General features: G+C 73.5%; 11 protein-coding genes. All 11 read left to right on the forward strand.

What is annotated here, in order from left to right:
- The first annotated feature begins 62 nt into the window (after positions 1-62).
- Positions 63-314, forward strand: a complete 252-nt coding sequence (locus NRO40_RS09940; RefSeq protein ID WP_058945049.1) for an acyl carrier protein — start codon at positions 63-65, stop codon at positions 312-314.
- The gene (locus NRO40_RS09945; RefSeq protein ID WP_058945050.1) at positions 311-1,228 is read left to right on the forward strand and encodes an SAM-dependent methyltransferase; all 918 of its coding nucleotides are present in this window, start codon (positions 311-313) and stop codon (positions 1,226-1,228) included. Before NRO40_RS09940 ends, NRO40_RS09945 begins: the two co-directional genes overlap by 4 nt.
- Entirely contained in the window at positions 1,228-2,553 is a 1,326-nt protein-coding gene (locus tag NRO40_RS09950) for an NAD(P)/FAD-dependent oxidoreductase (RefSeq protein ID WP_058945051.1), read from the forward strand. The genes NRO40_RS09945 and NRO40_RS09950 overlap by 1 nt, the downstream gene beginning before the upstream one ends.
- Positions 2,550-3,569, forward strand: coding sequence for an SDR family oxidoreductase (locus NRO40_RS09955; protein ID WP_058945052.1), 1,020 nt, complete (start codon positions 2,550-2,552; stop codon positions 3,567-3,569). Before NRO40_RS09950 ends, NRO40_RS09955 begins: the two co-directional genes overlap by 4 nt.
- 19 nt (positions 3,570-3,588) lie before the next feature.
- Positions 3,589-4,503 carry an SDR family NAD(P)-dependent oxidoreductase gene (locus tag NRO40_RS09960; protein ID WP_058945053.1) on the forward strand — a complete coding sequence of 305 codons (915 nt, stop codon included), beginning with the start codon at positions 3,589-3,591 and terminating at the stop codon, positions 4,501-4,503.
- Between the two features lie 79 nt (positions 4,504-4,582).
- The gene (locus NRO40_RS09965; protein WP_058945054.1) at positions 4,583-6,070 is read left to right on the forward strand and encodes an MFS transporter; all 1,488 of its coding nucleotides are present in this window, start codon (positions 4,583-4,585) and stop codon (positions 6,068-6,070) included.
- 98 nt (positions 6,071-6,168) lie between these two features.
- Positions 6,169-7,179: an acyl-CoA desaturase gene (locus NRO40_RS09970; RefSeq protein WP_058945055.1), complete on the forward strand. Its 1,011-nt coding sequence runs from the start codon at positions 6,169-6,171 to the stop codon at positions 7,177-7,179.
- A gap of 2 nt (positions 7,180-7,181) precedes the next feature.
- Positions 7,182-8,828, forward strand: coding sequence for an AMP-binding protein (locus NRO40_RS09975; protein ID WP_232791262.1), 1,647 nt, complete (start codon positions 7,182-7,184; stop codon positions 8,826-8,828).
- A 63-nt stretch (positions 8,829-8,891) separates the two neighbouring features.
- Entirely contained in the window at positions 8,892-9,989 is a 1,098-nt protein-coding gene (locus NRO40_RS09980; RefSeq protein ID WP_058945056.1) for a pyridoxal phosphate-dependent aminotransferase, read from the forward strand.
- A gap of 178 nt (positions 9,990-10,167) precedes the next feature.
- Complete coding sequence (locus tag NRO40_RS09985; RefSeq protein WP_058945057.1) at positions 10,168-12,018, forward strand: acyl-CoA dehydrogenase; 1,851 nt, start codon at positions 10,168-10,170, stop codon at positions 12,016-12,018.
- 64 nt (positions 12,019-12,082) lie between these two features.
- Positions 12,083-12,724: a hemerythrin domain-containing protein gene (locus NRO40_RS09990; RefSeq protein WP_198549468.1), complete on the forward strand. Its 642-nt coding sequence runs from the start codon at positions 12,083-12,085 to the stop codon at positions 12,722-12,724.
- Positions 12,725-12,731: the final 7 nt, after the last annotated feature.

Below are 12,731 nucleotides of genomic sequence, written 5' to 3' on the forward strand. Positions count from 1 at the left end.
CGGCCACGTGGCGCCGTTAGGTTTCCCGGCACATCGACGTACGAACGAATGGGGAAACCACCGTGATCACCGTCGCCACCGTCTGCTCCCTCATAGAGAAGAAGCTCGGCAGCAAGGCCGCCGGCCTGACGCTCGACGAGAACACGGCGTTCGACTCGGTCGGCCTGTCCAGCCTCCAGATCGCCGACATCGTCTACACGATCGAGGACGACGCGGAGATCGAGCTCGACCCGAGCGAGGCGGCCAACGTCAAGACCGTCGGTGACCTGGTCACGCTGGTGGAGGCCACGAAGTCCGCCGGTGCGGCGGCATGACCACCGCGACCACCCCGACCACCGCGACCGACGCCTACCGGGGGGCGACGGCGGAGGCGATCCGGCACCACTACGACGTCTCCAACGACTTCTACGCCCTGTGGCTGGACGACTCCCTCACCTACACCTGCGCCCTGTGGGACGACTCCACCACCGGCCTGGCCGGGGTGCCGGAGACGCTGGAGAGCGCGCAGGCGCGCAAGCTGGACTACCTCATCGAGGGGGCCAGGGCGGCCGGCGCCCGCCGGGTCCTGGACGTGGGGTGCGGCTGGGGCAGCCTGCTGAAGCGGCTCACGGGGATCTACGGCGTCGAGCACGCCGTGGGCCTGACCCTCAGCGACAGCCAGGCCGAACTGGTCCGCGGGGCGGCGCTGCCCGGCGCGGAGGTCCGCGTGGAGAACTGGCGCGACCACCACCCCGAGGAGGGGTACGACGCGATCGTCTCCATCGGCGCGTTCGAGCACTTCGCCACCACGGGCCTGTCCCGCGCCGAACGGATCGCGGCGTACCGGGAGTTCTTCGAGCGGTGCCACGCGTGGCTGCCGCCGCGCGGCCGGATCGCCCTGCAGACCAACGTCAAGGGCAACAACACCGTGATGGACAAGGCCACGGTGCGGGAGCTGATGTTCATCATCGACACGATCTTCCCGGAGTCCGAGATCCCGGCCCTGTCCGAGGTGGTCGAGTCGTCCGAGAAGCTCTTCGACGTCGTCTCCCTGCGCAACGACCCCGACCACTACGCCCGCACCTGCGCGGAGTGGCTGCGCCGCCTGCGGGAGAACCGCGCGTCCGCCGTACGGGTCGCGGGCGAGGAGACCGTCCGCAACTACGAGAAGTACCTGGGGGCGAGCGTCCGGCACTTCGAGAACCGGCACCTGGGCCTGTCGAGGATCATCCTCGAAAAGGGGCGGTAGTGGGTACGCGCAAGCACGTCGTCTACTGGCACGAGACCGAGGCCGTCACGCCCGAGCCGCCGCTGCGCGACGCGGTCGACTGTGACGTCGCCGTCGTCGGCGGCGGGTACACCGGCTTGTGGGCCGCCCACTTCCTGAAGGAGGCGGAGCCCGCGCTCGACATCCGGATCGTCGAGGCGGAGTACTCGGGGTACGGGGCGTCCGGCCGCGCCGACGGGTTCGTCACGCCGACCATCGGCAAGGACATCCAGGCGCTCGTCCAGGAGTTCGGCACGCGCCGCGCCCTGGAGGCGTCCCAGGCGGTCGGCCGCTCGATCCTGGAGATCGGCCGGTTCCTGCGCCGCAACAAGGTCGACGCCGAGTACGAGGCCAACGACTACCTGATGGTCGCCACCGACGCCGCCCAGCTGCGCCGGCTGCGCGAGGACCGGGAGCTGGCCACCACCATCGCCGGCCGCGAACAGCCCGAGATCCTCTCCGCGGCGCGCGCCCGGGAGGTGATCGGCTCTCCGGCGGTGCTCGGCGCGATGCGCGTCGGCGGCGCGCTGGTCAACCCGTTCAAGCTGGCCAGGGGCGTGGCGCGGGTCGTCAAGGAGCGCGGCGTCACCGTCTACGAGAACACGCCCGTGCTGCGGGTGCTGCCCGGCGTGCGGCCGACGGTGGTCACGCCCGGCGGGCGGATCACCGCCGACAAGGTGATCATCGCGGCGAACGCGCACCAGTTCACCTTCGCGCCGTTCCGCAACAAGACCGTGCCGATCTGGAGCTACGCGCTGGTGAGCGAGCCGCTCACCGACGAGCAGCTGGGCCGGGTCGCCTGGGCCGGCCGCGAGGGCATGGTCGAGGCGAAGACGTTCCTGACCTGCGCGCGCTTCACCGCGGACAACCGGCTGATGTTCGCCGGCGGGCCCGCCCTGTACTTCCTGGGCCGCGACACGCGCCGCCGCCGGATGAACGACCCGCGCGCCTACCGGGCGCTGCAGGAGGAGTTCCGCCGGTTCTTCCCCATGTGGGGCGACGTGCGGTTCACCTACGCGTACGGCGGCACGGTCGACGTCACCCGGGACTACGCCCCGCACTTCGGACAGCTGCCCGGCGGCAACGTCTTCTACGGCTACGGCTTCAACGGCAACGGCATCGCCGCCACGCACACCGGCGGCAAGGTCCTGCGCGACCTCGTCCTCGGCAAGGACACCGAGTACGCGCGCCTGCTCTACGTCGACGACGGCCACCGCAGGCAGCGCGACTTCCCGCCCGAGCCGCTGCTGTACGTGGGCGCCCGGGCCACCACACGGCTCATGGAGTGGAAGGAGTCCCGGCCATGACCGGACAGCGCCGCACCGTGCTGCTCACGGGGGCCTCCGGCGTCGTGGGACAGGCCGTCCTGCGGGAGGCGCCCGGCCGGCCCGTACGGATCGTCTCGATGGCCCGCCCCGGCGGCACCCCCCTCCCGGCCGGCACCGAGGAGGTCCTCGGCGCCGACCTGGCGCAGCCCCGCTTCGGCCTCGACGAGGACAGCTACGCCGCCCTGGCCCGCGACGTCGACACCGTCATCCACTCGGCCGGACTGACCGAGTGGGGCCTGCCCGACGAGCGGTACAAGCCGGTCAACGTCGACGGCACGCGCCGCGTCATCGACTTCGCCCAGCGCGCCGGCGCCACCGTCCACTTCATGAGCACCGCCTTCGTGGCCGCGCTCTTCACGGGCGCGCCGCACCGGCTGAGCGACACGAACGTCACGACGAACTACGTCCGCTCCAAGCTGCGCTCCGAGCAGCTGCTGCGCGACAGCGGGATCCGGCACACCGTGTTCCGGCCCACCAACCTGATCGGCGACTCGGTCACCGGCTGGACCTCGCGCGGCCAGATCGTGCAGCTGATGTCGGACTGGATCTGCCGCGGCCGGGCGCCGTTCGTCCCCGTGCACCGGGGCAACCGGATCGACGTCGTGCCGCAGGACCTCCTCGCCAAGGCGGTGCTGCGGGCCGTCGAACTCGGCGACGACGAGGGCGCGTTCTGGGTGACGTACGGCGACGAGGCCATGGACATGGAGCGGGCGGTCGAGGTGTGCGCCAAGCACGCGGCGACCCTCGGCCGGACCCTCAAGCCGGTCCCGGTGACCGACCCCGACGCCCTCGACCCGGAGGAGCTGCGGCGGCTGCCGCCGCCGGCCCGCTCGTACCTGTCGGTGCTGCGGGACGTCAGTGAGGTCACCCGGTGCAGCGGCGGCGTCCTGCCGACGTCCATGCCGGAGCTGCGCGAGCGGTACGGCATCCCGCACGTCGAGGACACCGACGCCTACCTGCGGACGCTCGAGTACGCCTCCGCCCACCTCAGCTGAGACCGAAGGAGCACGCCAAGTGAACGAGGAGTGGAAGCCGCCGCGGCTCGACGGGACCGTCGCCGTGGTGACCGGCGCCAGCCGCGGCGTGGGGCGGGGCATCGCCCTGGCCCTGGGCACCGCGGGCGCCACGGTGTACGTCACCGGCCGCAGCAGCCGCGGCGAGGGACGCACGGAGGGGCTGCCCGGCACGGTCGACGACACGGCGGAGGAGGTCACCGCCCGGGGCGGCACCGGCGTCGCCGTCCGCTGCGACCACCGCTCGACCGAGGACAACCAGGCCCTCGCCGAACGGATCCGCGCCGACCACGGCGGTCTGGACGTGCTGGTCAACAACGCCTGGGCCGGCTACGAGCGCTCCGCGGACGTCCGGTTCGACGCGCCGTACTGGGAGCAGCCGATGTGGCGCTACGAGCTGTGCGAGGGCTCGCTGCGCGCCCAGTACGACGTGACGCGGCTGCTGACGCCGCTGATGTTCGAGCGGCCGGGCGGCCTGGTCGTCGGCATCGGCTACACGGACGGCGACACGTACCTGGGGCAGGCCGCGTACGACGTGTTCAAGTCGGCCAACGACCGGATGAGCCGGGCGTTCGCCGCGGACCTGCGCAAGAAGCGGGTCACCGCCCTCTCGCTGCACCCCGGTTTCGTCCGCACCGAGCGGGTCGAGGCCGCGTGGGAGGCGCTGGGCGACGGTCCCGCCGCGGTGGTGCACACCCCCGAGTACGTGGGCCGCGCCATCGCCCACCTGGCGGGCGACCCCGAGGTCCGGGAGCGGGCCGGGCAGGTCCTCACCGTCGGCGACCTCGCCGCCGAGTACGGCTTCACCGACGTCGACGGCCGGCGGCTGCCCGCCTTCCGGCTGGAGGGGCGGATGAGCCTCGCCACCCGCATGGACCGGCTGAACCGGGTCGTGGCCCGGGCGGCCACCCCCTGACGGGCGCGGCCCGCCGGCCGCGCCGCCCACCCCCCACGGCACCACCACCCCCAGGCAAGAACGGCGAACAGGAGAAGGCATGGGCAGGGGAACGACCCCGTCCGCCGCACGGGCCGCGAAGGCCGCGAAGGCCACGCCGGGCGCGGCCGGCAAGGCCGCGGGCCTCGCGCTCGCGGTGACGTGCGGCGCACAGTTCATGGTCATCATCGACGACACGGTCGTCGCGATGGCGCTGCCGACGATCCGCACCGCACTCGACTTCGAACAGGCGTCGCTCGCCTGGGTCGTCGACGCGTACATGCTGCTGTTCGGCGGCTTCCTCGTGCTCGGCGGCCGGTGCGCGGACCTCTTCGGCCGCCGCCGGGTCTTCCTCACCGGCCTCGCCGTCTTCACGGTGGCGTCGCTCGCCTGCGGGCTCGCCAACAGCTCCGAGATGCTGATCGTGTCGCGCGGCGCCCAGGGCTTCGGCGCGGCGCTCCTCAGCCCGGCGGCGCTCTCCATCCTCATCACGGTGTTCACCGAGGCGAAGGAGCGGCGCAGGGCGCTGGGGATCTGGGGCGGGCTCACCGGCATCTCCGGCGTGTCCGGCGTGCTCCTCGGCGGTGTCATCACCGACATCATCGACTGGCGGTGGGTGTTCTTCATCAACATCCCCGTCGGGATCCTGCTGTTCGCGCTCGCCATGCGGCCCGCGCTCGCCGACCGCGAGGCGCCGGCGAAGGGCACGTCCACGGACACCACCGGCGCCGTGCTCATCACCTCCGCGCTGCTGCTCCTGGTGTACACGGTGATCAGCACCAGCCACCGCCCGTGGGGCTCGGCGGCGACGGTCGCCGGCTTCGTCGGCGCGGCCGCGCTGCTGGCCGGGTTCGTCGTGCGGGAGCTGCGGGCGGAGCAGCCACTGATCCGGCTGGGCATCTTCGCCAACCGGCAGATCGCGGCGGCCAACGTGATGATGCTGCTCGCCGCGTCCGGCCTGTACGGGATCTTCTTCTTCCTGACGCAGTACATGCAGCTCCTCCAGGGCTGGTCACCGCTGCGGGCCGGTCTGTCGTGGGCGCCGTTCGGCGTGACGATGGCGGTGTTCTCCGGCATCGCGATCCAGCTGCTGCCGAAGCTCGGCAGCCGCGTGCTGTGCCTGCTCGGACTGGGCACGGCCACCGTCGGGCTCGGCCTGCTGCTGGGCGCGCCCGTCAAGGCGTCGTACGCGTCCGACGTCCTGCCCACGCTGCTGCTGTGCGCCGCCGGGTACGGGCTGGCGATGGTGCCGCTCGTGGTGGCCGCGGTGAGCGGGGTGGCGAAGGCGGACTCCGGAGCGGCCTCCGGCGTCCTGAACACCGGCCAGCAGATCGGCGGGGCCACCGGCCTCGCGGTGCTGGCCGCGCTGGCCGGCAGCCGGCTCGACGACGAGGTCGCCGCGGGCACGGCGATGCCCGACGCCCTGCTGGCGAGCTTCCACTCGGCGTTCCTCGTCGGCACCGTGCTCAGCGCCTGCGCCGCGCTGCTGGCGCTGGTCCTGCCCGCGCTGCGCACGGAGTTCGACCCCGAGACGACCTCGGGCGTCTGACCGCCCCCGGCGGGTCCGCCCCGCCGGGTCCGCCCCGCCGGGTCCGCCCCGCCGGGGCGCCGAGTGCAACACACCTAGGAGTGAGGGGAAGAGGGGATATGGACGGCAGGGAGCATCGCTGGTACATGCTGATGGTCTCCGTGGTGCCGCTGCTCGCACTCGGCGTCGCCATGGTGCTGGCGTGGAACCGCGTCTTCGGCTGGACCGACGTGCTGGTGACGGCGATCATGTACGTCATCTCGGGCATCGGCATCTCGACGGGCTACCACCGGCTGCTGACGCACCGCTCGTTCGAGACGTACAAGCCGATACGGGTGGGGCTCGCGGCGGCCGGGGTGATGGCGGGCCAGGGTCCGCCGATCATCTGGGCGGCCCACCACCGCAAGCACCACCGGGTCGCCGACAAGGAGGGCGACCCGCACAGCCCCCACCTCGGCTTCGAGCCCGGTTTCAAGGGGGCGCTCGCCGGGATGTGGCACGCCCACCTGGGCTGGCTGTTCAACGTGCGGCTCAGCTCGGACCCGATCCGCTACTGCCCCGACCTGGTCCGGGAGAAGTCGCTGCGCTGGCTCAGCGAGAACTTCCTGGCCGTGGTCGCCGCGGGCGTCGTCCTGCCGGGCCTGATCGCCTTCGCGGTGAGCGGGGGCTCCGTGCGGGCACTGCTGACCGGCATCCTCTGGGGCGGCCTGGTCCGCATCTTCCTGATCAACCACATGACGTACGCGGTCAACTCGATCGGCCACTACTTCGGCCGGCGCCGCTTCTCCACCACGGACGAGTCCCGCAACGTCGCCTGGCTCGCGATCCCGTCGTTCGGCGAGGCCTGGCACAACAACCACCACGCCTTCCCCCGGTCCGCCCGGCACGGCATGAAGTGGTACGAGGTCGACATCTCCGCGATCTTCATCTGGAGCCTGGAGAAGACCCGTCTGGCGTGGAAGGTCATCCGCATCGACCCCGAGCGCATGACGATGCGCGAGGCCGGCGTCAGCCGGGTCGCCGGCAGCCGGCTCAGCCAGGAGGAGCTGCTGGTCAGCCAGCAGCGGATCGCCCCCATGGCCGAGCGGTCCCGCGACGGCGGCGACGTCTCCCTCGTGGACGTGGAGTGACCGTGGCGGCCACCGACGCGGGCCTGTGGGAGCTGCTGCTGCGCGACGACGCGCGCGGCACCCTCCACCACTGGGACGGCGACGGCTTCGGCCACCTGCCGTGGCGCGAGGTCGTCGCCGACGCGCACGGCATGGCGGCGTCCCTGCGCGCCGCCGGGGTCGGGCCGGGCAGCCGGGTCGCCACCGTGCTGACGAACTCGGCGCACACGGTCCGCGGTCTGCTCGCCGTGTGGCTGGCGGGCGGCGCCGTCGCCTCCTTCCCGCTGCCGGCGCGTGGCCAGAGCCCGGAGGAGTACGGGCAGCAGCTGAGCGTGCTCAGCGACCGCCTCGACCCGGTCGCGCTCCTCGTCGACGAGCGGCTGCGGGCCCTGGTCCCGGCCGGACTCGCCACGCGCCTGCCGGTGCGCACATGGACGTCGCTGTACGGCGGCGGGCGGATCGAGCCGGAGCCGCCCGGCCCGGAGGAGACCGCGTTCATCCAGTACTCGTCCGGCAGCACCAGCCTGCCCAAGGGGTGCGAGCTGAGCGTGCGCGCCGTCGGCACCCACCTGCACATGCTGCGGGAGATGTCGGACGGGCGCCCCGGCGAGGAGACCATCGCCTCCTGGCTGCCGCTCTCGCACGACATGGGTGTCTTCGGCACGATGCTCCACGCCTGGGCGTTCGACCACGACTTCGTGATGTCGTCACCGGAGCGCTTCGGCATGGCGCCGCGCAGCTGGTTCCGCGACATGTCCGAGTTCGGCGCGACGATGACGGCCGGCACGAACACCGCCCTGCACCTGGCGACGCGGGCGCAGGGCCGCACCGCCCTGCCGAAGCCGTTGCGGCTGAAGGTGTTCGTGGTGGGCGCCGAACGCGTCGACTTCGACACCCTGAACGCCGCGGCGGAGACGTTCCGCTCCTCCGGGCTGGCACCGGAGGCGTTCATGCCCGCGTACGGCATGGCGGAGGCGACGCTCGCCATCGCCAGTTGTCCCCTGGGCGAGCTCCCCTCGGCCCGCTCCTTCGACGCGGCGGCCCTGCTCGACGACCGGGTCGTTGAGGTGCCGGCGGGCACCCCCGGCGCGACCCGGCTGGTGTCCAACGGCCCGCCGCTGCCCGGCGTGCGGGTGCGGACCGCCGTACCGGACCGCGTCTCCGAGCTGCTGGTCGCCACACCGAGCCTCGCCAGCGGCTACCACGGGGACCCGCGCCGCACCGCCGACCGGTTCCGCGGCGGTGAACTGCGCACCGGTGACCTCGGGTTCGTCCACGACGGCGAGGTGTTCTTCGTGGGCCGCGCCGACGACCTGATCTCGGTCGGCGGACGGAACGTCCACACCGGGGAGATCGAGTCGGCGATCGAGGACCTCGGCCCGGTCCGCAAGGGCTGCTCGGCGCTGGTCGAGGTGCCCGGCTCCCCCGTCTCCCGGCTGGTGCTGCTCCTCGAACCGGCCCGCCGCAGCGACGACTTCCGCTCGATCGCCGACCGGGCGGCGACGGTGGCCCTGGAGAAGTCGGGGATCGCCCTGTCGGAGTGCGTGTTCGTGGAGCGCGGCCACCTGCCGCGCACCCCCAGCGGCAAGATCCAGCGGTTCCGCTGCCGGAGCCTGCTCGGCCGGGACGACTCCCGGCTGAAGACCATCGCCCGCGTCCGGCTCGACTGATCCGGACGGGCCGGCCGGGCCGCCGCACGCGGCCCGGCCGGCCCGCGACAGAGAGGATCCACCATGCCCCAGGGCCCGGTACTGCCACCGGGGTTCTTCGCCGACACCGAGATCCCGGACGGCGGGGACCACCTCCGGCTCCACCTCAACGAGAACCCGTACGGCCCGCCGCCCGGCACGGTCGACGCGGTGCGCGACGAGTCCGAGCACCGCCTCAACCGCTACCCGGACGCCGACTGCCGCGAGCTGCGCGAGGCGCTGGCGGCGCACTTCGGGGTCGGCGCGGACATGGTCGCCGTCGGCAACGGCACCGACGAGATCGTCCTCGTCACGTCCCTGACCTTCCTGCGCGAGCCGGGCACGTCGATGGTGACCACCGCGACCACCTTCCCCGGGTACGTGATGTCCGCCGCCTCCGTGGGCCGCACCCCGGTCACCGTCCCGCTCGACGGCACGCGCCTGCCCGTGGGCGCGCTCGCGGAGCGGCTGGAGGCGGGCGCCGACCTGGCGTTCGTCTGCAACCCGCTCAACCCGACCGGCGCGCTCCTCGACCGCGCCGAGGTGACCCGGCTGCTCGACGCCGCCGAACGGGGCGGCGGCGTGGTCGTCTTCGACGAGGCGTACATCGACTTCGCCGGGCCCGACCACGAGTTCGCGCTGGAGGCGGTCCGCGCGGGCCGCCGGGCGCTCGTGACGCGGACGTTCTCCAAGGCGTGGGGGCTGGCCTCGGTGCGGATGGGCCTCGCGGTCGGGCCCGCCGAGTTGATCGCGCGGATCTCCGCCACCGCCGGGGCGCTGCCGTTCAACGTCAACCGGCAGGCGCAGCGGGCCGTGCTGCGGGCCCTGGAGCAGCCCGAGTACCCGGAGCGGGTGCGGGCCGCCAACACCCGGGTGCGCGAGCTCCTCGGCAAGGAGCTGGACGCGCTGGGCCTGGCCCACACCCCGTCGGCGAGCAACTTCGTGATGGTGGACGTGCCGCCGCCCGGTGACAGCGCCGCCTTCGCGGCGCGGCTCGCGGCGGAGCACCGCGTCTTCGTCCGGGCGCTCGACGCGCTCGGCATGCCGGGTCGGCTGCGGATCTCGGTCGGCACGGAGGCCGAGGTGGAGCGCCTGGCCACCGCGCTGAGGGCGGTCCTCGACGCGCCGGCCGCGACCGGCTGAGCCCCCCCGGGCGGACCGGGCAGCCCCGGCGGCACCGGCAGGCCCGGCGGTACCGGCACGACAGGCCCGGCAGCCCCGGCAGGCCCTGCGGACCCGGCACATGCAGCACACCCGGCACACCAGCACACCCGGCACACCCGGCACACCCGCACATCCGGTACAGGGAGCGAGACCAGCCATGGGCCATTACCAGCCGAACCTGCGGGACGTGGAGTTCACCCTCTTCGAGGTGCTGGGCCGCGCGGACGCCTACGGCCGCGGCGCGTTCGCCGGGACCGACGAGGACACGGCCCGGTCCGTGCTGGCCGAGGTCGCACGGCTCGCCACCGGCGAGCTGGCCGACGCGTTCACCGACGGCGACCGCAACCCGCCCGTGTACGACCCGGCGACCCACACGGTCACCCTCCCCGACCCGCTGAAGCGGGCGTACCGGGCGTGGACGGACGGCGGCTGGCACCTGCTGGACCTGCCCGCGTCGCTGGGCGGCGCCGAGGTGCCGCCGTCCCTGCGCTGGGCCGTCGCCGAACTGGCCCTCGGCGCCAACCCGGCCGTCTACCTGTACCAGGGCCTCGCCGGCTTCGCGAAGATCCTCGACCGGCTCGGCACGCCGTCGCAGCGGCGGCTGGCGCGGCTCATGGTGGAGCACGGGTGGGGCGGCACCATGGTCCTCACCGAACCGGAGGCCGGCAGCGACGTCGGCGCCTGCCGCACGCGCGCCGTGCCGCAGCCGGACGGGACGTGGCACGTCGAGGGCGTCAAGCGGTTCATCACCTCCGGCGAGCACGACCTGTCCGAGAACATCGTGCACTTCGTGCTCGCCCGCCCCGAGGGACACGGGCCGGGCACCAAGGGGCTGTCGCTGTTCCTCGTACCGAAGTTCCTCGTCGCGGACGAGCGGACCGGCCGGCTCGGCGCCCGCAACGGCGTGCACGCCACCGCCCTGGAGGACAAGATGGGGCTGAAGGCGTCGGCGACCTGCGAGCTGACCTTCGGCGCCGACCGGCCCGCGGTGGGGCTGCTGCTCGGCGGGGTGCACGACGGGATCCGGCAGATGTTCCAGGTCATCGAGCAGGCCCGCATGATCGTCGGCACGAAGTCCGCCGCCACCCTGTCCACCGCCTACCTCAACGCCGCCGCCTACGCCCGTCAGCGCGTCCAGGGCGCCGACCTCGCGTCGGCGGCGGACCGCGGCGCACCGCGCGTGGCGATCACCCGCCACCCCGACGTGCGCCGCGCGTTGCTGCTGCAGAAGGCGTACGCGGAGGGGCTGCGGGCCCTGGTGCTGTACACGGCGACCGTCCAGGACCGGCTGGCCGCCGCCGAGGCCGCCGGCAGGCCCGACCCGGAGGCGAAGGCGCTCAACGACCTGCTCCTGCCGGTGGTCAAGGGGTACTCCTCCGAGCGCGCCTGCGAACAGCTCTCCCACTGCCTCCAGGTCCTCGGCGGAGCCGGCTACACCCGGGACTTCCCGCTGGAGCAGTACGTCCGCGACGCGAAGATCGACACCCTCTACGAGGGCACCACCGCGATCCAGGGCCTGGACCTGTACTTTCGCAAGATCGCCCGGGACGGCGGGGCCGCCTTCGGGGCGCTGCTGGCGGAGGTGGAGAAGACCGCGCTCGACGCCCCGGCGGAGGACGGACTGGCGGAGACCCGCGCGCTGCTCGCCCGCGCCCTGGAGGACGTGCGGGGCATCGCCGGGACGATGGGCGGGCGGCTGGCGGAGTCCTTCGAGGACCCGACCGCCCTGTACCAGGTGGGCCGCAACACCACACGCCTGCTGATGGCCGTCGGTGACGTGCTGGTCGGGTGGCTGCTGCTGCGGCAGGCCACCGTCGCCGGGGCGGCCCTGGCACGGCTGCCGGAGGACGGTCTTGGCGCGATCCGGGCACGCCGGGCCTTCTGCGTGGGCAAGATGGCCACCGCCAGGTTCTTCGCCCAGGAGGTGCTCCCGCTGCTGACCGCCGAACTCTCCGTCGCGCGGCGGCTGGACACCGTCCTCATGTCCGTGCCGGAGGACGCCTGGTGAGGCACGCCGCACCACCCGTGCGCCCCGCACCACCGGGCCACCACCGAAACACCGAGGAGTACCCATGACCCCGTCGTCCGCCGCTCTCACCCCCGCGCACCAGACCATGCTGCTCGCCCACCGCGCCATGGTGCGCGACCTGGGCCGGGTCGCCCGCTCCGCCGAGCGCCTGGCGCAGGCCCCCGACGCCGCGCGGGCCGCCGCGCTGCGGGAGTACGTCGACAAGCTGTTCCAGCTGATCGACCACCACCACGAGGGCGAGGACGAGTTCCTGTGGCCGCGGCTGCGGCGGCTCGGCGCGGACGAGGAGGCCCTCACGCTGATGGCCACCGAGCACGAGGAGCTGTCGAAGCTGCTGCACGGCTGGCACGAGGTGAGTCGCCGGCTCGGTACGGACGCGGGGGCGGCGGCCGAGCTGGCGCGGCTGTCGGAGGGGGTGCGCGACCACCTGTCGCGGCACGCCGGGGACGAGGAGCGGGAGCTGTCCGGGCGGCTGGCGCCGGTGCTGGGCAAGGAGGTGTGGAAGGGCTTCGCGACCCACATGCGCAAGACGGCGCCGGGGTGGACGCTGAAGTTCATGCCGGCGTGGCTGGCGTCGGTGGCCGGCCCCGGCGAGCGGCGCGGGGTGCCCGCTCCCCCGGTCGCCGCGCTGTTCAGGGGGTGGCTGGAGAAGCGGCAGCGGGCCGCGTTCGGCGAGGACTACTGACGGCGGC

Source organism: Streptomyces changanensis, from assembly GCF_024600715.1.
In the GTDB taxonomy this organism is placed as follows: Bacteria; Actinomycetota; Actinomycetes; order Streptomycetales; family Streptomycetaceae; genus Streptomyces; species Streptomyces changanensis.